General features: G+C 69.6%; 17 protein-coding genes. 9 read left to right on the plus strand and 8 right to left on the minus strand.

Going from position 1 to position 19,545, the window contains the following annotated elements; all coding sequences use genetic code 11:
- Positions 1-128 precede the first annotated feature (128 nt).
- The 6 genes from AMYHA_RS01745 to AMYHA_RS01770 form a co-directional block, all read right to left on the minus strand.
- Complete coding sequence (locus AMYHA_RS01745; protein WP_034275390.1) at positions 129-2,516, minus strand: serine/threonine-protein kinase; 2,388 nt, start codon at positions 2,514-2,516, stop codon at positions 129-131.
- 9 nt (positions 2,517-2,525) lie between these two features.
- Positions 2,526-3,509 carry a glutamate ABC transporter substrate-binding protein gene (locus AMYHA_RS27735; protein WP_034267288.1) on the minus strand — a complete coding sequence of 328 codons (984 nt, stop codon included), beginning with the start codon at positions 3,507-3,509 and terminating at the stop codon, positions 2,526-2,528.
- Positions 3,506-4,861 carry a hypothetical protein gene (locus AMYHA_RS01755; protein ID WP_034275392.1) on the minus strand — a complete coding sequence of 452 codons (1,356 nt, stop codon included), beginning with the start codon at positions 4,859-4,861 and terminating at the stop codon, positions 3,506-3,508. Before AMYHA_RS01755 ends, AMYHA_RS27735 begins: the two co-directional genes overlap by 4 nt.
- Positions 4,862-4,997: 136 nt before the next feature.
- The gene (locus AMYHA_RS01760) at positions 4,998-5,279 is read right to left on the minus strand and encodes a metal-sensitive transcriptional regulator (RefSeq protein ID WP_034267291.1); all 282 of its coding nucleotides are present in this window, start codon (positions 5,277-5,279) and stop codon (positions 4,998-5,000) included.
- 82 nt (positions 5,280-5,361) lie between these two features.
- Positions 5,362-6,888, minus strand: a complete 1,527-nt coding sequence (locus AMYHA_RS01765; protein ID WP_034267294.1) for a glycerol-3-phosphate dehydrogenase/oxidase — start codon at positions 6,886-6,888, stop codon at positions 5,362-5,364.
- Entirely contained in the window at positions 6,885-7,541 is a 657-nt protein-coding gene (locus AMYHA_RS01770; RefSeq protein WP_034267297.1) for a TetR/AcrR family transcriptional regulator, read from the minus strand. The genes AMYHA_RS01765 and AMYHA_RS01770 overlap by 4 nt, the downstream gene beginning before the upstream one ends.
- Before the next feature lie 63 nt (positions 7,542-7,604).
- Here AMYHA_RS01770 and AMYHA_RS01775 point away from each other — a divergent pair, with 63 nt between their 5' ends.
- The 4 genes from AMYHA_RS01775 to AMYHA_RS01785 all read left to right on the plus strand — a co-directional run bounded on the left by AMYHA_RS01775 (position 7,605) and on the right by AMYHA_RS01785 (position 11,330).
- Entirely contained in the window at positions 7,605-9,218 is a 1,614-nt protein-coding gene (locus AMYHA_RS01775) for an FAD-binding oxidoreductase (RefSeq protein ID WP_034267300.1), read from the plus strand.
- Positions 9,218-10,093, plus strand: coding sequence for a diacylglycerol/lipid kinase family protein (locus AMYHA_RS01780; protein WP_034267303.1), 876 nt, complete (start codon positions 9,218-9,220; stop codon positions 10,091-10,093). The genes AMYHA_RS01775 and AMYHA_RS01780 overlap by 1 nt, the downstream gene beginning before the upstream one ends.
- A gap of 68 nt (positions 10,094-10,161) precedes the next feature.
- Positions 10,162-10,287, plus strand: coding sequence for a hypothetical protein (locus AMYHA_RS28140; RefSeq protein WP_269189726.1), 126 nt, complete (start codon positions 10,162-10,164; stop codon positions 10,285-10,287).
- A gap of 137 nt (positions 10,288-10,424) precedes the next feature.
- Entirely contained in the window at positions 10,425-11,330 is a 906-nt protein-coding gene (locus AMYHA_RS01785) for a hypothetical protein (protein ID WP_034267306.1), read from the plus strand.
- 3 nt (positions 11,331-11,333) lie between these two features.
- Here AMYHA_RS01785 and AMYHA_RS01790 read toward each other — a convergent pair whose 3' ends face one another.
- Positions 11,334-12,356, minus strand: a complete 1,023-nt coding sequence (locus AMYHA_RS01790) for a DNA polymerase IV (RefSeq protein ID WP_034275394.1) — start codon at positions 12,354-12,356, stop codon at positions 11,334-11,336.
- Between the two features lie 191 nt (positions 12,357-12,547).
- Between AMYHA_RS01790 and AMYHA_RS01795 the strand changes: the two genes are divergently transcribed.
- From AMYHA_RS01795 to AMYHA_RS01810, 4 genes are all read left to right on the plus strand, one after another.
- Positions 12,548-13,921, plus strand: coding sequence for an MFS transporter (locus AMYHA_RS01795; protein WP_034267309.1), 1,374 nt, complete (start codon positions 12,548-12,550; stop codon positions 13,919-13,921).
- Positions 13,922-13,972: 51 nt separating this feature from the next.
- Positions 13,973-15,094 (plus strand): hypothetical protein, encoded by a 1,122-nt coding sequence (locus AMYHA_RS01800; RefSeq protein WP_231104595.1) that lies wholly within the window; start codon positions 13,973-13,975, stop codon positions 15,092-15,094.
- A 214-nt stretch (positions 15,095-15,308) separates the two neighbouring features.
- Positions 15,309-16,343 (plus strand): ion channel, encoded by a 1,035-nt coding sequence (locus AMYHA_RS01805; protein WP_034267312.1) that lies wholly within the window; start codon positions 15,309-15,311, stop codon positions 16,341-16,343.
- Positions 16,340-17,488: an FAD-dependent monooxygenase gene (locus AMYHA_RS01810; protein ID WP_231104596.1), complete on the plus strand. Its 1,149-nt coding sequence runs from the start codon at positions 16,340-16,342 to the stop codon at positions 17,486-17,488. Before AMYHA_RS01805 ends, AMYHA_RS01810 begins: the two co-directional genes overlap by 4 nt.
- Positions 17,489-17,620: 132 nt before the next feature.
- On the opposite strand, the gene AMYHA_RS28145 is transcribed toward AMYHA_RS01810, so the two are convergent.
- Entirely contained in the window at positions 17,621-17,746 is a 126-nt protein-coding gene (locus tag AMYHA_RS28145) for a hypothetical protein (RefSeq protein WP_269189727.1), read from the minus strand.
- On the opposite strand from AMYHA_RS28145, the gene AMYHA_RS01815 reads away from it, so the two are divergent.
- Positions 17,735-19,513 (plus strand): acetolactate synthase large subunit, encoded by a 1,779-nt coding sequence (locus tag AMYHA_RS01815; RefSeq protein ID WP_196776814.1) that lies wholly within the window; start codon positions 17,735-17,737, stop codon positions 19,511-19,513. The two genes, AMYHA_RS28145 and AMYHA_RS01815, sit on opposite strands and share 12 nt — an antisense overlap.
- Positions 19,514-19,545 lie beyond the last annotated feature (32 nt).

Consider the following 19,545-nt stretch of genomic DNA (forward strand, 5'->3'; position numbering starts at 1 on the left):
CCCATTACCCGAGTGGATCTTGATGCCTTATGGCGACACATTTCGCCACAACGCCTGATGATCGCCGCGCGACGCGAAGGTGCAACTCGTGCGAAATAGGGTGCGACTCGCGGCGGCCGGGGCAGGGCCTACGTCAGCGTGCGGGGGCGGATGGCGTTGGCCTTGTCCACCAGGGCGATGCGTTGCTCCATGCTGGTGGACAGCCGGGCGAGGGCGCGATAGCAGCGCTCCAGCCCGAACCGGACCTCGCGCTCCGTGAGCTGACAGCCGAGCACCCGCGCATCGCCGGAACGATTCCCACCGGAGTGCCGCACCCAGCCGTACGCCGCTTCCAACACCTCGGCGGCGAGCATCGCCCGGCGTTCGGCGTCGAGGGTGAGGCGTTCCAGCCGTTCGGAGGCGTCCACCAAGTCGTGTTCGGCCACCGCGATGGCATTCCGCGAGGACGACGCGCCGATCCGCGTCTTCGTCTTGATCGCGGCGACCTGCGCCGCGGTGTGGTGCGTCGACGACAACGGGATCGATTCGAGCACCTGCACCGCACCGTCGCGCGCACCTTGCGCCAGATACACCCGCGCGAGCCCGAACGCGGCGCTGACGTATGTCCGGTCGGTGCGCCACACCATCTCGTAGTAGCGCGACGCCGAGAAGTAGTCGCCAACGGCCTCCGCGGTCATCGCGAGCCCGAGCTTGGGTGCCAGTTCCCCCGGTAGCTCGTCGTAGACGGCGTCGAACGCGGCGTGCGCCAGCTTGTACCGTCCACCAGCCAGTTCGATCAGGCCCCTGTACCACTCGAGCCGCCAGTCGTGCGGGTAGCCGGCCTTGACCGCGATGTACTGCGCGGCCTGCAGCTGCCGATTGGCCTCTGCCAGCTCGCCGAGCTCCACCCGCGCGCGAACCACCCGCAGCCGCACCTCGATCGAGTCGTGCGGCGCGCGGGCGAGCGCCTCGATCACCCCGCGCGGCTCCGACGCCGTCATGGACGCCAGCAGCGAGGCAGCCGGGTCGTCGGTGTCAACGAGCGGCACCGGCAGCGACGCGATCACCTCGAGCGGGTCGGGCACAGGCACGCCGTCATCGCCGTCCGCGACGACGGCCTCGACACCGAAGGTGCGCGTCTCGGCGCCGAACATCGTCGACTCACCCGGCTGGGGAGCGCCGGTGCCGAGCGCCATGGTTTCGCGGAGCACGCCGGTGAGCTGGTCGGCCATCTCGGCGGCGGAGACGAACCGCCTGCCGGGGTCGGAGTGCGTCGCCCGCTTCAGCAGCCGGTAGTACGAGCCGAACAGCGAGAACAGCGGAACGTCCTCCGGCGGGGGCAGCGTCGTCTTGTACCTGGTCGAGTACCCGGCGAACTCGAACGACAGCACCGCGAGCGTCCGGCCGACGGTGAACAGGTCCGACTGCACGCTCGGGCCCTCGGTGGCCAGTTCGGGTGCGCTGTAGCCGGACGTGAAGAACATCGGGCTGGTGTAGTCGTCCATCCGGCGGACAGCACCCATGTCGATGAGCTTGAGGTGCTCGTTCGTCTGGATGACGTTGTCCGGCTTGAGGTCGCAGTACAGCAGGCCCTTGCTGTGCAGGTAGCCGAGCGCTGGCAGGATCTCCAGCCCGTAGGCGAGCACCTGGCCGATCGGCAACCCCTCCGGCCTGCCGGTCGCCCTGTGGTGAGCGAGCGCGAGCTGCCGCAGCGACTGTCCGCCGACGTACTCCATCACGATGTAGCCGACGGTGGTGCCGGTCTTCGGATCGGGATGCTCGACGAAGTTGTAGATCTTGACGATGTTGGGGTGCTCGACCTCGGCGAGGAAGTTGGTCTCGTTGACGGCGGCCGCGATGGCGGTCTCGTCGCCGGTGTCGATCAGGCCCTTGAGCACCACCCAGCGGTCGGCGACCGCGTGGTCCTGCGCCAGGTAGATCCAGCCGAGCCCGCCGTAGGCGAGCGCGCCGAGCACCTCGTACTGGCCGCCGATGGTCTCGCCGGGCGACAGCCTCGGCGTGAACGAGAACGGCGTCCCGCACTGCTCGCAGGTGCCCTCGGTTGGGCCGGGCTCGCCCTCGCTTTTCCTGCCGACCTTCGCGCCGCAGTTGCCGCAGAACCGCTTGTTCTCCGCGACGACCGGATCGCGCATCACGGCGGACTCCGGATCGCGGTACGGCACCGGCGGCACGTCGACGATGCCAGCGCCGAGCCCGCCCCGGTGCGCCGGCCTCGCGCGAGAGGACGTCCTGCGCCCTGCGATGGAGCTGGACGCCGTGCCCCAGCCGGTGCCGGACACGGAGTCCGACCCGGTGCCAGACCGGGATCCGGACGACGATTCGGATGGCTCTGGCGGTTGGACGACCCTGGTCTCCGGCGCCTCCTGCCGCAGTACGCTGGTCATCTCGGCGACATGGTCCTCGGGCACCTCCTCCTTGCGCTCCGGCGGTGTCCAGGCACTGGTGGCATCGACGCCGTTCTCGGCGCTGCCGGCCTCGGCGGCGGGGCGGTCAGCGGGACGGTCTGCGCTCGTCATCTCCTGCACCTACTTGTACGTCGGTTCCGGCGGCGTCCCCGGACCGAGCGCAGGCTCGATCCACCTGTCATACACAGCCTGCCACGTGTTCTTGCGCACCTGCTGCAACACCGCGTTGACGTAGCGAACCAGGTCGGTGTCCTCCTTTGGGATGCCGACACCGTACGGCTCGTTGGTGAACTTCGGGCCGACCACGTGCGTCGTCGGGTCCTGCTGGGCCATGCCAGCCAGGATCGTGTCGTCCGTCGAGATGGCCTCGACCTGGCCCTGTTGCAGCAGCACGAGGCAGTCGGACCAGTTCTCCACCGCGACAGGGATCGGCTCGGAGTCGGCGGCCGCGATGTTGCGCAACGACGTCGAGCCTGTCGTCGCGCAGACCTTCTTGCCAGCGAGGTCAGCGAGCCCGCTGTAGCCGGAGCGCTTCGTGACGAGCACTCGCTGACCAGCGACGAAGTACACGCTCGAGAACTCGATCTGCTCCCTGCGTTCGCAGTTGATCGTCATGGTGCGGACCACGACGTCCACCGTGCCGTCGCGCAGGACGTCGATGCGCTGCTGCGACGTGATCGCCTTGAACCGGACGCGGTCCGGGTCGCCGAACAGCGCCTTGGCTATCTCGCGGGCGATGGCGATGTCGAAGCCTTCGAGGTTACCGGTCGTCGGGTTGCGGAAGCCGAACAGAAAGGTGTTCTGATCGACGCCGACCCGCAGGATGCCGCGCTTCTTGATCTCGGCCATGGTGGAGCCGGGCGGGGTGGCGAGACCGTTCTTGGGGCGCAGGCTCGCTGTCGGGTCGCCGCAGTCCTCGCTGACGCTGCCGACACTGTCGATCTCCGGGGACACCTCGGCGTTGGCTGGTGTGGGCCGTTGCGCCTGAACGTGCGGCGCGAGGTTGGGCGGCTCGCCGGCCGACCCACACCCCGCGAGCAGCAGCGCACCCGCGAGCAGGGCCGCGAGTACCGCGGCAAGCCGTCCGCTGCCACGACTGCTCATTGGTACTCCTTCAGCCGTTCCCTGATCCCGGCGCCGACGCCGAGCGCAGCGACGACGCCCAGCACGATCCAGCCGGGCGCGAGCAGGGTCAACACGCGAGACGCGGTGGTGGTGTCGTCGAAGAACGACTGCCTTGCCTCCTCGATCGCCGCACGCAGGTGGTCGTCCAGCGCCACGAACGCGACCGCCGCACCATCCGGTTCGCTGCCGTCGACGGCGAGCCGGACAGCCTCGCCGTAGTCGCCAGCGTTGTCCAGTTCGCGTACCTCGGCGTGCGCGCGCAGCCACCGCGCCGCGCTCTCCCGCGCCAAGTCGACCTCGCTGGCGAGCGGGGTGCCGTCCGTGGCGTTCGCGGCGATCTCGGCGAGCCAGCCGCCGCTGCCATCGTCGCCTGCCATTTTGCCCGACAGCCGGACGAACTCCTCCTCGTACGCGCCACCATCGCCCCGAGCGACCAGCGTCAACGTCTCGTCCGTGCGTGACTTCAGCGCCGCGATCCGCGCCTGGACCAACAGGTCGACCTGCTCGGTGCCGTCGTCCTTACCCACCCCGACCAGCACACTCTGTACCGTCAGCGCCGCCACGCTCCACAGCACGCCGATGCCGATGGCGACCGTGGCCATCACGAGGCCGATGTTGAGCACGCGGTTGGTGCGCCGCTTGAGGTAGAGCTGGGTCGCGACCAGCGCGGTGAGCAGCGCGACCACGAACAGCACGGCGACAACGGGGAAACCACCAGCGTCGTCCTGCTGCTCGGCGACTCGCTCGGTGTCGATCCGGTACAGCTCCTCCGCCGCGGGCAGGATCATCGACCGCATCAGCGCGGACGCCTCGCGTAGATAGGACGCGCCGACGGGGAAGCCCTGGCGGTTGTTGGCGCGGGCGGTCTCGACCAGCCCGGTGTAGACCGGGAGTTGCTGGCTGATGACGTCGATCTGCGCGGTCATGCGCCCGGTGGCAGCGGGGTCGGACGCCGCCTTGCTCAGCGAGGAGCCAGCCATCGCGATGTCGTTCTCGTAGCGCTGCCGCAGTTCCTCCGGCTCCCCACCGGTGGCGAGAAACGCGCTGGCAGCGGTGGCGTCGGCATCCGAAAGCGCGCGGTAGACCTGCTGCGCGGCCGCCGCGAGCGGTTCGCGACGTTCGGTCAGCTCGGCCATGGTGTCGCTGCGGTCCCGCACCGCGAGCGACGCGGTGACCGTGGCGAGCGCGGTCAGCACGATGAGGCCGACCGCGATGATGGTCAGCCTGCCCGGTGTCATCGCCGCCGAGCGGATCACCGAACGCAGGCCTCTGCCTGGCAGTGCGATCAGCGCGGCGAGCAAGGACCGGGCATCGTCTGGCTGCTGCGGCACGGCCTCAGACCGCGCACGATCAGCCGTGTCGCGCACCGGCGGCCCCCTGTCGCTGCGAATGGTGCTTCGAGAGAAACTCGTGCTTCGCGACGAAACTAGCCGAACCGGGCATACCGGAGCTAGCTTGGGGTAGCCATCAGGAACGGACGAGGCGGGCGATAGCCTCGCTGGCCTCCTTGACCTTGGCCTCGGCTTCGTCACCGCCGTCCGCGAGCGCCTCCGCGACGCAGTGCTGCAGGTGCTCATCGAGCAGGCCGAGCGAGACAGCTTGCAGGGCCTTGGTGACAGCGGAGACCTGGGTGAGGACGTCGATGCAGTACTCGTCCTCGTCGATCATGCGCGCGATACCCCGAACCTGGCCCTCGATCCGGCGCAGGCGTTTGAGGTAGCGGTCCTTGTCGTGCGTGTATCCGCGCATCGATGCTCTCCGGTCTGTCGTCGCCGTGCTCGCACCGCCCATCATACGGGGTAGGGGTATCTGTGCCCAGAGCTCGCTGGCATTACTCCGTCGCCAACGCATCCTTGGCAGCGGGCATCGCGGCGTCCCTGCCGGTGGCGGTGAGGCCGATGCGGGTCCGGCGGTCAAGCAGGTCGTCGGCGTCGAGAGCACCCTCGTGCCGCACCGCGAACCGCAGTTCGGCACCGGTGACATCGATGCCGTCGGCGATCGGCTCGGTCAGCGCGGGGTCGTCCGCCTCGGCGAGCACGGTGGGTGCCTCGGTGCCGTAGCGACGGACCAGCCGCCTCGGCGCGGCCACCGACGCCAGCGCCTGCCGAGAGGCCGCGCCGACCAGCGGCAACCGCCTTGTGACGCACTCCCCCGCCGTCATCCCGCGCGCGGCGAGCCCGGTGTCCAGGGCGTCCTGCGCCATCCTTCGGTATGTCGTGAGCTTGCCACCGACCACGGTGACCAGACCGTCCGGTGCGGTGATCACGGCGTGCTTCCGGGAGACGTCCGCGGTGCGTCCGGCCCCTGTGTCCAGCAGTGGGCGCAACCCGGAATAGGTGCCGAGCAGATCGTCCCTGGTCAGCTGGGTTGTGAGCGCGCTGCTGATCGTGGTGAGTAGAAAGTCGATCTCGGCGTCGGACGCCGAGGGGACGTCGGGGACCTCACCGGGCGCTTCCTCGTCGGTGAGGCCGACATAGACCCGGTCGCCGGGCGCGGGCAGCGCGAACACGTACCGGTTGCGCTCACCGGGCACTGGCACGGTCAGGCCGGCGTTCAACCCACCGAAGCTGCGCTGGGAAAACACCAGGTGGGTGCCCCTGCTCGGCCGCAGCGTGATGCCCTCGGCGACCTGGCCAGCCCAGACGCCCGCCGCGTTGATCACCAGGCGAGCATCGACCGAGCGCGTCGTGCCAGTGAGGGTGTCCCGCAGCACCGCACCGGACCCTGTGACCTGCTCGGCGGCGCAACGCGTAAGGATGCGCGCGCCGTGCGCGGCGGCGGTGCGGGCGATGGCGACGACGAGCCGCGCGTCGTCGGTGAGCTGCCCGTCCCAGAAGACGTAGCCGCCGCGTGCACCGCCGCCCTTGATGGTCGGCGCGAGGCGGCGCACCTCGGCGCTGGTCACCCAGCGCGAACGCGGCAGTGTGTGACGAGAGGTGCCAGCCGTAAGACGCAGCAGGTCGCCCGCGAAGAACCCTGCCCGCACCATGGCGGCGTCGACGCCGTTCATGGCGGGCAGCAACGGGACGAGCTGCGGCATGGCGTGCACCAGGTGTGGCGCGGTGCGCTCCATCAGCACCCCGCGCTCGACAGCACTCTCGTGCGCGATGCCGAACCCGCCGGACGCGAGGTAGCGCAGCCCGCCGTGCACCAGCTTGGAGCTCCAGCGGCTGGTGCCGAACGCGAGGTCGTGCTTCTCCGCGAGCACGACGGACAGCCCGCGCGACGCGGCGTCCAGCGCGATTCCCGCGCCGGTGACGCCGCCACCGACGACGAGGACGTCGACGGGACCCGCGTCCAGTTCGGCCAGCTCGCGGGCGCGGCGCTCGGCGTTCAACGAGGCGTTCGGTGTGCTCACGGTGCCAGGTACCTCTCAAGTAGCTCGTGCAGTTGGTCGTCGATGGCGTCCAGTTGTCCCGGCGCCTCCGCCATGGCGGGGCCGGTCAACGCGAAGGACCACGCGGTGAGCAACACCGACTCGGCGCGCGCGGCGACGTCGCCGTCTCGAATGGAGCCGTCCGCGATGCCCAGCCGGATGCCGTGCTCGATGAGTTCGAGTTGGCGAGTGGTGTTGGTGCCGCGTCGGTGCAGCAGGTATGGCAGGAGGAACTCGGGGTCGACCTCGATGATCTTGCGCAGCATCCGGTTGTCGCGGCTCGCCCGCACCAGCCGGACGACGCCGCCGACCAGCCGCTCCCGCGCGGTGCCGGATGTGACGTCCAGTTCGGCATTGGCCAGCGTGGTCCACTCGCGGGTCATCAGCGTGGCGACGACCTCGCGCACATTGCGCCAGCGGCGGTAGAGCGTGGCGCGGGAGACGTCAGCCGCGCGGGCGATGTCGGCCATCGTCATCCTGCGCATACCGACGGCGAGCAGCAGCTCGTAGGCGGCGTCGAGGATGTGCTGCTCATCGATGAGGTTGGGCGCCCTGCGCTCCTCGGCTTCCGGCGCCTGGACCGCCTCGGCGGCAGGCGTCTCGGTGACGCCTGTGTTGCGATGCTGCGACATCATATGTAAAAGTGTATCAGCAAATGTCGAGTGCTGTCCCCGAGCGACCCTTCCGATGAGGCGACCATGACCGAATCCGACCTGCCCGTCGTCGAGTTTCACCCGTACCGCTGGGGCGATCCGACCGCGCCAGCCGAGCTGCCCGATGCCGCGGCAGGCGCGCTGCAGGCGCTCGGTGTCACCACCCCCGAGCGTGGACCGTTCAAAGTGGACGAGATCCCGCTGGCGCAGGTCGCGCTCGGCGAGCAGGCGCAGTCGGAGCTTGAGTCGATCGTGGGCGCGGAGCACGTGACGTCGGAGCACGCCGCGCGCGTCGCCCACACCCGCGGCTGGTCAACCCCCGATCTACTGAAGATCCGCGCCGGTGACGCCAGCGACGCCCCGGACGCCGTCGTCTACCCCGAAACGCACGACGAGGTGCTCGCGGTGCTGGAAGTCTGCTCGCGGCTGCGCGTCGCGGTGGTGCCATATAGCGGCGGGACGTCCGTTGTCGGCGGCCTCGCCCCGGCGCGAGACTGGTTCGCCGGGGTGATCGCGCTGGACATGGGGCGGCTCAACCAACTGGTCAACGTCGATCCGGTCTCGCGGACGGCGACACTGCAGTCCGGCGTGCGAGGGCCGGAGGCGGAGCGGCTGCTGCGCGAGCACGGATTCACGCTAGGCCACTTCCCGCAGTCATATGAGGGCGCGAGCATCGGCGGGTACGCGGCGGCGCGCTCGGCGGGGCAAGCCTCGGCGGGCTTCGGGCGATTCGACGAGATGGTCGTCGGGCTTGAGCTTGCGACCCCGCGCGGCACGGTGTCGCTGGGCAGCGCGCCGATGTCGGCGGCGGGTCCCGACCTGCGGCAGCTGGTGCTCGGCTCGGAGGGCACGCTCGGCGTGATCACGTCGGTGACGGTGCGGGTGCGGCCGGTACCAGAGCAGCGGGTGTACGAGGGCTGGCGGTTCGAATCGTTCAGCGAGGGAGCGGCGGCGCTGCGCGCGCTGGCGCAGGACGGTCCACTCCCGACGGTCGTACGGCTCTCCGACGAGGCGGAAACGGCGGTCAACCTGACCGACCCAGGCTCGGCGTTGTCCGGCGGCCCTGGCGGCTGCCTGGCGATCGCGGGCTACGAGGGCACGGCGGCCGACGTCACGGCGCGGCGCGCGGCGGCGTCGGCGGTGCTGACCGCGTCCGGCGGGACGACGCTTGGCACCGAACCGGGCGAGAAGTGGCGCACCGGCCGGTATCGCGCGCCGTACCTGCGTGATCCGCTGCTGGACGCGGGCGTGCTGGTGGAGACGCTGGAGACGGTGACCTTCTGGTCCAATTTGGACACGTTGAAGGAAGCCGTCACGACCGCGATCACCGAGGCATTGGGCGAACAGGGCGTGCAGGGGCTGGTGCTCTGCCACATCTCGCACGTCTACGAGACCGGCGCGTCGCTGTACTTCACCGTGGCTTGCGCACAGACCACGGACCCGATCGGCGAGTGGCGGCGCGCGAAGGAAGCGGCGAACCGGGCGATCCGGGAGTGCGGCGCGGCGATCAGCCACCACCACGGCGTCGGCACCGACCACCGGGAGACCTATGGCGAGGAGATCGGGCCGCTGGCGTCCGACGTGTTGCGGGAGGTCAAGCGCACCCTTGATCCGGCTGGCGTTCTCAACCCTGGCGTGCTGATCCCGGCGGCGTCCTGATGCGGTCGTTCACCGCGCTGGTCAACCCGATCTCCGGCGGCGGGCACGCGCTTCGGGTATGGGAGCCGATCGCGGATGCGCTGCGGGTGTCCGGGGCCGCCGTGCGAGTGGTCGAGACGTCGAGCGCGGAGCACGCGCGGTCGGTCGCCGCTGATGCCGCCCGCGCTGGGGACGTCGTGGTCGCTGTCGGTGGCGACGGGCTTGTCCGTGACGCCGCCGGTGGTGTGGTCGACGCGGGCGGGGTACTCGGCGTCGTCCCCGCGGGCCGGGGCAACGACCTTGGCCGGGCGCTCGGGCTGCCTGCTTCGTCCGCGTCGTTGGCGCGGTTACTGAGCGAGGCCGAGCCCCGCGCCATCGACGTCCTGGACGCGGACGGCGTCGTCGTCCCGGGCAACGTCTACGTCGGCATCGACTCGATGTCCACGCGGATCATCAACGACACCCGATGGCTGCCCGCGCTGCTGGCGTACCGGCTGGCGCCGGTACGCGCGATTATGCGGTGGCGCTCGCCGACGTTTACCGTGACCACGGACGGCGACGCGCGGTCGGTGTGCGCCTACTCCGTCGTGGTGGCGAACTCCGGCGCGTATGGCCACGGGCTGCGCATCGTCCCGCCAGCGGTGCTCGACGACGGCAAGCTCGACGTGATGACCGTCGGCGACGGGCCACGGCGTGAGCTGGTGAAGTTCATGCGGGAAGCGAAGACCGGCGAGCACATCCAGCGCGCGGAGGTCACACTGATGACCGGGAGTTCGGTGACTATCGACGCGGACGCCGACGTCCCGGTCTGCGCTGACGGCGACGAGATCGGCACCCTCCCGGTGACCGTCCGGCTGCGCCCCAGGGCGCTCCAGCTCCTCGCACCACCCGCCTGACCGCCGTGTCCTGCACTCGTGACGTCGTGTCCTGCACTCGTGACGTCGTATTCGGCATTCAGAACGCCATGTTTGGCGTTCTGGACGGCATGTTCGGCGTTCAGGGCGGCGTGTTTGTCACTCACGACGGCGTGTTCGACGTTGCCGCCGTCACCTCCGCCGCCACGGCGCTCGGGGAACTCGGGACTCGCTAAGTCGGAACTCACCGCACCGGATAGAGGGACTCGCCACGTCCGCAACTCGGGACTCGCGACCTCGGAGCACGCAACCTACTTCCCTGGCGGTGCAACTCGCGGTGCCGAAAGGCACGACTCGCGAGTACCGTGCCCGCATGTCGCAACCACCGATCGATCCGGAACGGCAGCGTGCGGAGCGGTATCGGCAGCAGCCAGAGCCCTACGAACCACACCAGCCACAGGCGTACCCGCCGCAGCAACCACGGCACGCCCAACCGGTGCCACCGCCACAGCCGTACCAGCAGCAACCGCCACACTTCCAGCAGCCCGCGCACCAGCCAGGCGCGCAACAGCCGGGTCAGCAGCAGCGGCCCCAGCGTTCGCAGGCCGCCGAGCCACCACCCCCGCCGCCATCACCACCAGGGCGCGGGTTCCGCCTACCCGGCCTCGGGCTGATCCTCACCCTGCTCGGCCTCGCCGTCCAACTGCTCAGCGTCACCATTCTGCCGTGGCTCGCCATGACCAACGGCGCGTCGACGAGCCAGTCACTCGCGGACCTGTGGTCCGGCGACGTCGACCTGGCCGCCAGCGGCTTCGGCGAGTCGTACGTCGAGATCTTCAGCTACCCGCTGGTCGCGCTCGGCGTGCTGCTCGCGTTCGCCGCCGTGCTGGAGTCGGTCGCGCTCAAGATCATCTGGGGCGGGCTCGCGCTACTCGGTGCCGGATACCTCGCGCTCAAGTACGGCCTCGGCTCGTTCGTCGACCTGGGCGGCACCATCGGCGGCGACGTCGAACTCACCCCACTCAACATCACCATCGGCATGGTCGCGATCGGCGTGCTCGTCGTGGTGATCTTCGTGCTCAAGACCGCTGTCGCGATGTTCCGCAGGGTCGCCATCGTCATCCTGCTGGTCTCCGCCGGGGTGCACGTCGCGGCAGTCGCGGACATCTCAAGCGCATCGGATCTCACCGAGTTGAGCATCGGCGCGTTCGGACCAGCGGTCGGCTACCTGCTCTGCGCGGCGGCCGCGATAGCCCCGCGCAGACTGCCCGGGATGTAGCCGTCACCGCTCGAACTCCGCACGGACACCGAGCAGGCGCACCGCACGGGACGGCTCGAACCGCCCGAGCACGCCGAGCGCCGCCTGCTCGATGTCCGCCGGGTCGGACGTCAGCGCGGGCAACGTCACGCCGTGCGACTCCGTCTCGAACGGCGCGAACCGCACCTTCACCACCACCCGCGCGGCTGGCCTGCCCTCCTCGGCGACGTCGTCGGCCACCCGGCGCGCGAGCACGGCGATCTCACGCTCGACGTCAGCCCATTCGGTGAGGTTCTGCTGGAACGTCATCTCCCTGCCGCGCGAGCGCGCGACGTACGGGGTCGCTGATACCTCCGTCTCTCCCCTGCCCTGCGCGAGGTACCAGATCCACGGCCCCATCGTCGGCCCGAACCGCTCCGCCAACGCGTTCCGATCGGCGGCGGCCAGCTCCCGGACCGTCGTGATCCCCAAGGCGGCCAGCTTCTTCGTCGTTTTGCCGCCGACCCCGAGCAGCGCATCGGGTGGCAGGTCGGCCATCACCTCGTACCAGTTCTCCCGAGTCAGCCGGTAGACACCGGCGGGCTTGCCGAAGTCAGTGGCCAGCTTCGCGCGCAGCCGGTTGTCCCCTATGCCCACCGAACAGTCCAGCTCGGTCGCCTCCCGCACGGCACGCTGGATCTCGGCAGCGAACGCTTCCGGGTCGCCGGTCTCCACCCCGAGGTACGCCTCGTCCCAGCCAAGCACCTCCACCGGCACCCCGAACTCCCGCACGGTGTCCATGACGCGCTGCGACACCGCGTTGTAGACGTCGGCGTCCACCGGGAGGAACACCGCGTCCGGGCAGCGCTTGGCCGCGGTACGCAGCGGCATCCCCGAGCGCACCCCGAACTCCCGCGCCTCGTACGAGGCCGTCGACACCACTCCCCGCTGCGTGGGATCGCCCTGTCCCCCGACGATCACCGGTTTCCCGCGCAGCTCGGGACGTCGCAGCAACTCCACCGCCGCGAGGAACTGGTCCAGATCAACATGCAGCACCCACCAGGCCACAGCCCACAGTGTGCCGCATGGCACCGACAACGTGGGGCGAATCACGACGATCCACCGGCCGCCTGACCAGCGCTCCACCGCGTTGACCTGTGCGGAGAGGTTTCGGTTACGCCGTCGAAACGCGCGGGAATCGGCTTCGACACGTCCCCGGTCGACGCTCGGCACGGAGTCGTCGCGACGGGAGGTAGCCGATGACGGCCGTGCTCACCGAGCCAGCCGAACAGCCAAACGGCCAACAGCCACGCCAGCGGCGCGGCTGGATCGACGTCTGGGACCCGGAGAATCCGACGTTCTGGCAGCGCACCGGACGTCGCATCGCCTGGCGCAACCTGGGCGTCGGCGTCGTAGCCGAACACCTGGCGTTCAACGTGTGGCTGCTGATGAGCGTGGTGGTCGTGAGCCTGGACGACGTCGGCTTCGCGTTCACGACCAGCGAGAAGTTCCTGCTGGTGATCGTGTCGAACCTGGTCGGGGCGCTGCTGCGGGTGCCGTACACGTTCGCACTGCCGGTCTTCGGCGGCAGAGCGTGGACGACGCTCGCGACGTCGCTGCTGCTCGTGCCGTGCGCGATGCTCACCTACGCGGTGACCAGCGGCGCGCCGTACTGGTTCTTCCTGCTGACGTCGGCGGTGATGGGCCTCGGCGGCGCGACGTTCTCGTCCTCGATGGCGAACATGTCGTTCTTCTTCCCCGACCGGAAGAAGGGCCTCGCACTCGGCCTGAACGCGGCGGGCGGCAACATCGGTGCCGCGGTCGCGCAGCTCGTGGTGCCACTGGTGATCACGCTGGGCACCGGCATCAACCTGGCGTACGCCGCGCTGCTGTGGATGCCGTTGATCATCATCTCGGCGGCGTGCGCGTGGCTGTTCATGGACAGCCTGACTACGGCGAAGCCGGACGGCTCGTCGTACCGAGCGGCGCTGCGGACCAAGCACACCTGGATCGCGTCGCTGCTCTACGTGGGCGCTTTCGGATCGTTCATCGGGTTCTCGTTCGCGTTTCCGCTGCTCATCGGCACCAGTTTCGCCGAGTACGAACACTTCATCGGGTTTGCGTTCCTCGGCGCGCTGATCAGCGCGCTGTGCCGCCCGGTTGGTGGATGGCTGGCAGACCGTTTCAGCGGCGCGCAGATCACCCTGCTCGCGTTCGCCGGGATGGCCGTGGGCGCGGCGTCCGCGCTGGTCGGCGTCACCGACCACGACTTCGGGCTGTTCTTCTGCTCGTTCATCGCGCTGTTCGTGCTGACCGGAATCGGCAACGGCGCCATCTACCGGATGATCCCGTCGATCTTCACCGCACGGGCACGGGAGTGCGGTGACGACGTCAGCTCGGCCAAGCGGCAGGCAGGAGCCGTCGTCGGGCTTACGGGCGCGGTGGGCGCTATCGGCGGGGTGATGGTGAATCTGGTGTTCCGGTTCGCACTGTCGAACGGCGGATCGCTCGTACCCGCACTGGCCGTCTTCATCGGCTTCTACGCCGTCTGCATCGCTGTGACCTGGTGGTTCTACCTGCGGTCGAGGTTCGCGATCGAGCGCGCGCCGAACCTCGCCCATGCCTCGGTTTAATGAGCGAAATCGGCCCGTGACGTGCGCGAAAAACCTGGCACACTGCTGGGGGTGATGGAAAGCGCGCGAGAAGATCTGGATCGGCTCAGGCTGGACCGATCGAGCTGGCAGGAGCTGTGTTACGACGAAGCTGTCGGTGCCGACGGTTACGCTTACGACACGGCGATGGCGCGGCGGGCGAAGGTGCTGTGGGCGCTGCAGTACGACCGCAGAGCGGAGGATCATGACCTGCTGCGACACATCGCGGAGCAAGAGGCGGTCTGCCGGAGGAAGGCGCCGCTCGCCGGGCTCAGCGACGAGGCGCGGTTAGCCGGGTTCCTGCTCGCCGAGCATGGCGAGGTCTCCGACGTCTGGACGCAGTGGGCGATCAAGCGCGCGAACTTCGACACGTCCACCGGCTACGACGTCGAGCATCTGTTCGCGGCCGGAGTGGCTGCGACGACTGAGTACGTCCGCACGAGCGAGCACGAGGAAAAGGACGCACTGCTCAAGCAGGTGCTCGACCGGCGCGGCGAGCCCATCGTGACCGAGGACGAGCTGGCTGCGTGGTTCGAGCGGAAGAGTGAGCAGTTCCCCGCCAATCCGGACGCCGAGAACGCGCTGACGTGGGTCGAGCGCGCCCGGCTCGTTGGCGACGTCGATGCCGCGCGCGAGTACCTGGCGCGGTGGGCCGATGGCCGGGTGCGAGACCAGTCGACGTTGAGCCAGCTGCGCTACAACCAGAGCGCGCTGGGTGATTTCGCGGCAGCGGCGAAGACCCAGGAGGAGTACCTGTCCCTGCTGAGCACGCCGCGCGACCTCGCCGTCAATTGGTGCACGCTTGCCGAATACCGGCGCAGGGCCGAGCAGTACGAGGGGGCGCTGGCGGCGTTGCGAAAGTGCGGGCGGGTGATCGTGGAAGTCCCGAACTGGGAGCAGTACGCCATGGGCCGCACGTACGTGAAGGAACTGGTGCTGCTCGCGCTCGCCGCCGACGTCCAGCTGGCCAGCGCGGTGTTCGCCGAGGCCGATGGCGCCGCCTCCGCCGTCCCTCGGCTACCCGCGACGATGCTCGCCGCGACTGCCGAGGCCGCCGAGCGCACCGGTCATCACCTCCGGGCGGAGCACTACCGGGAGCGGCTGGCGAGCGAGCAGGAACAGACCGGGTCCGAGGCGGACCGCTCGCGTAGGTGATCGTGCGGTGCCATGAGGGGCATCGTGCTCGCATCTGGCGCCCGTAAGATGCCGTCACGACATCGATGTCCGTAGTGCGTCACACGCGGGTGAGCACGGGGCACGGCGTCGGGAGTGCAAGACACGACGTCCTGAGCGCAGGACACGACGTCCTGAATGCAGGACACAGCGTCGGGAGTGCAGGACACGACGCCACCGGGTAGGAAGGAGCAGCGTGCCGATCTTCATTTCGCGGTTGCTCGCGCGCGTGGTCTTTCTGCGCAGCTGGGCGACGCCGGTCGTGGTGTCCCTGTTCGTCTTCGTCACGGCATGGCCGCTCATGGTGCTCGTGGAAGGACAGGACAACCCACTGGTCGACCCGGCGAACTACTGGTGGTGGTTCATCGTCACGGCGTCGACGGTCGGCTACGGCGACTTCTTTCCCGAGACCACCGGGGGTCACCTGGTCGGGATCTACGTCATCATCGGTGGCATCGCGACGCTGACCACCGTCTTCACCAAACTGGCAGCCGTGCTCGAAACCGCAAGGGGGCGTCACATGCAGGGTGCGATCACCGTCACCACGACCGGCCACATCGTGCTGCTCGGCTACACCCCTGGCCGCACCGAGCGCATCGCCGACGAGCTGATGGCCGACTGCGACCAGGAGCTCGTGCTCTGCACCTGGGACAGCGTCGCGACGCACCCGATACCCGACCGCGACATCGCGTTCGTGCGTGGCGAGCTGACCGATGTCGAGGTGCTGCGCAGGGCCGGCGTGCACCGGGCGTCGACCGTGCTCGTCGACGTCACCGACGACAACGAAGCGCTGGCCGTCGCGCTGACGGTGGATCACGTTCAGTCGGGCGCGCACGTCGTCGTCACGCTGCGGGATATGGCGCGGGCATCGCAGATCGGCTACATCGACGACGACATCCGTTGCGTGCAGTGGCATACCCCGCGCATGGTGACCGAGGAGCTGGAATCGCCCGGCATCACCGAGGTCTACGCCGAACTGCTGACCCACGGCGGCGCGAACACCTACTCGGTCACGCTGCCGGAGCCGGTCGGCGCGCTGCGAGCTGGCGACTGCCAGCGCGCGCTCGGTGAGCAGCACAGCGCGACGCTACTCGCGGCGCAGTCCGGCGATGGCCTGCTGGTCAACCCCGGCTGGGAGGTCGAGCTCACGCCTGGCTCGACGCTGTACTACATGGCGTCCAGCCGCATCCCGGCCGGACAGCTCATGGACTCGCTGCGGGCGACGGTGTGACCGACGCGCCGCTGTTGATCGCCGGAGCGGGCATCGGCGGCCTCACCCTGGCGACCGCCCTGCGGCGTTCCGGCGGCCAGGCGCTGGTGCTCGAGGAGCGGGACGAACTCAGCGAGGTGGGCGCGGGCATCACGCTATGGCCGAACGCGCTGGCCGCGCTGGATGACATCGGCCTTGGTGACGCGGTGCGCGATGCCGGGTGCGCGCTGTCGTCGGCGGGCATCAAGCGCGCGGATGGCCGCTGGCTGCGGCGGTTGTCGCCGACCGCGATCGACCCGGCGCTCGGCGAGCCCGTGGTGGCGATCCACCGCGGCACCCTGCTCACCATCCTCGCTGAGGGCGCGGGCACTGACATCGTGCGGACCAGTGCCCCGGTGCGCGACGTGCGGCAACACCCCGATGGCGTGACCATCACCCTCGCTGGCGGCGAGCGCATCACCGGGTGCGGACTGGTCGGCGCGGACGGCATCCGTTCCGCCGTCGCCGCTCATCTCGACCCTGACCTGCGGTGGCGCTACTCCGGCTACACCGCGTGGCGGGCGGTCGCCAACGTTGGCCTTGACGTCGAGCCTGCCGAAACCTGGGGGCCGGACGGCGAGTTCGGTTACGTCCCACTCGGCACGAACCGCACCTACTGGTTCGCCACCCAGGTCGCACCCGAGGGCCAGACGTCCGACGACGAGTTGGGTTACCTTGCCGACCGGCTCGCCGGGTGGCACGACCCCATCGCCGCGTTGCTTGCGGCCACCGCCCCGAACGCCGTGCTGCGGCACGACATTCACGATCGCGACGTGCCCCGGCGCTGGGCATCCGGCGGTATCGCGCTGATCGGTGACGCCGCGCATCCGATGCGGCCACATCTCGGCCAGGGTGGTTGTCAGGCCGTCATAGACGCCGTCGTGCTGGCCACGCTGATCAACTCGCATGTCGACCTGCCCACCGCGTTCGCGCGCTTCGCCGCCGTGCGGCGCAGGAGGGTCGGCAGGATCGTGCGGCAGTCGGCGCTGACCGGAGCCGTCATCCACGCGCGGGGCCCGTTGGGCGCGGCGGCCCGCGTGTTCGCGCAGCACCTGCCGCAGCGGTTGCTGCTGCGACAGCTAGCGACCGTCGCCGGCGCGAGCGCCTACCGCCGACCCACCGCCTGACCCCGCGCTGAACTGGGGACTTCGCAGCGCGGCAAGGGCTGCTCCCCGCCGATCGCGCAACGTCATCACCTGAAGTCGTCCTCTGTGTGCCGCGGAGGGCCGCGCCGAGCATAGGCACCACATCGTCGCGAGTCAGGAGCACGACGCCCGGTTGCGCCAGCCGAGGAAGGCAGCAGGTGTGCCGGTCGCCATGTCCATCTTCGACGTCACCGCGACAGGTACCGGATCGACCGGAAGGACGTGACCGTGGGCAGCCACGCGCGTACCACATCGTCGCCCGCCGCCGAGGCGCCCACCGGTCGCTTGATCAGCGGTGCGCACCTGCTCATCAAGGCCATGGAGGATGCAGACGTCGAGGTCATCTTCGGGATTCCCGGCGGCGCGATCCTGCCGGTATACGACCCGCTCATGGACTCGGCGTCCATACGACATGTGTTGGTCCGCCACGAACAAGGCGCGGGTCATGCCGCGGCGGGGTACGCGCAGACCACCGGCAGGGTCGGGGTGTGCATGGCGACGTCGGGGCCGGGCGCCACGAATCTGGTGACGCCGCTGGCGGACGCCCACATGGACTCGGTGCCGATGGTGGCGATCACTGGCCAAGTCGCGCGGGCCGTGATGGGCACGCAGGCGTTCCAGGAGGCGGATACCTGCGCGATCACCAAGCCGGTCACCAAGCGGAACTACCTGGTCACCGACGCGGCCGACATCCCGCGCGTGATCGCGGACGCCTTCTACGAGGCCTCGCACGGCAGGCCGGGGCCGGTGCTGGTGGACATCCCGAAGGACGTGCTGCAGGCCGAGGTGGTGCCGACGCCGACATCACCACGGGCGCGTCCCGCGCGGCGGATACACGACCGGCAACTGCGGGAGGCGGCGCGGCTGATCCGCACCGCGCGGCAGCCGGTGCTCTACGTCGGCGGCGGGGTACTCAAGGCGCGAGCGGCCGAGCAGCTCAAGACGTTGGCCGAGCTGACCGGTATGCCGGTCGTGACGACGCTGATGGCGCGCGGGGCGTTCCCCGACTCGCATCCGCAGCACCTCGGGATGCCCGGCATGCACGGCACGGTCACCGCGGTCGCGGCGATGCAGCGCGCCGACCTGCTGATCGCGCTGGGCACGCGGTTCGACGACCGGGTCACCGGCAAGCTCAGCTCGTTCGCACCGGACGCCACCGTCGTCCATGCCGATATCGACCCCGCGGAAATCTCGAAGAACCGCATTGCGGACGTGCCGCTGGTCGGTGACTGCCGGGAGATCATCGCCGAGCTGATCGCCGCGATGCGCGTCGAGCTGCGCACCTCGGGCGCTGCGGACTACGGCGCATGGTGGCGACGCATCGACGGCTGGCGTGCGAGCTACCCACTCGGCTACATCTGGCCCGCAGACGGCGGGCTCGCGCCGCAGTACGTTGTCGAGCGGATCGGCGCGCTCGCCGACCCGGACACCCGCTACATCGCCGGTGTCGGCCAGCACCAGATGTGGGCGGCGCAGTTTCTGCGCTTCGAACGCCCAGGTACGTGGGTGAACTCCGGCGGGCTCGGCACCATGGGCTTCGCGGTGCCCGCCGCGCTCGGCGTCAAGCTGGCGTATCCGGACACGCTGGTGTGGGCGATCGACGGCGACGGTTCGTTCCAGATGACCAACCAGGAGCTGGTGACCTGCGCGGTCGAAGACGTCCCGATCAAAGTCGCGGTGATCAACAACGGTTCGCTCGGCATGGTCCGGCAGTGGCAGCGCCTGTTCTACGCGGAGCGGTACTCCAACACCGACCTGGACGTGCGGAGGATTCCGAACATCGTGCTGCTTGCGGAGTCGATGGGATGTGCCGGGCTGCGCTGCGACAACCGGACCGACGTCGACGCCGTCATCAAGAAGGCGCTGAGTATCAACGACCGGCCGGTCGTGATCGACTTCGTCGTCGCCAAGGAGTCCCTGGTGTGGCCGATGGTGGCGGCGGGGACCAGCAACGACGAGATCATGGCCGCTCGCGACATCCGGCCGCTGTTCGACGGCGACGACTAACTCGCCCGCGACGCTGCGCGGGGCGTTTTGGC

The sequence above is a fragment of the Haloechinothrix halophila YIM 93223 genome (genome assembly GCF_000504245.1).
Lineage (GTDB): Bacteria > Actinomycetota > Actinomycetes > Mycobacteriales > Pseudonocardiaceae > Haloechinothrix_A > Haloechinothrix_A halophila.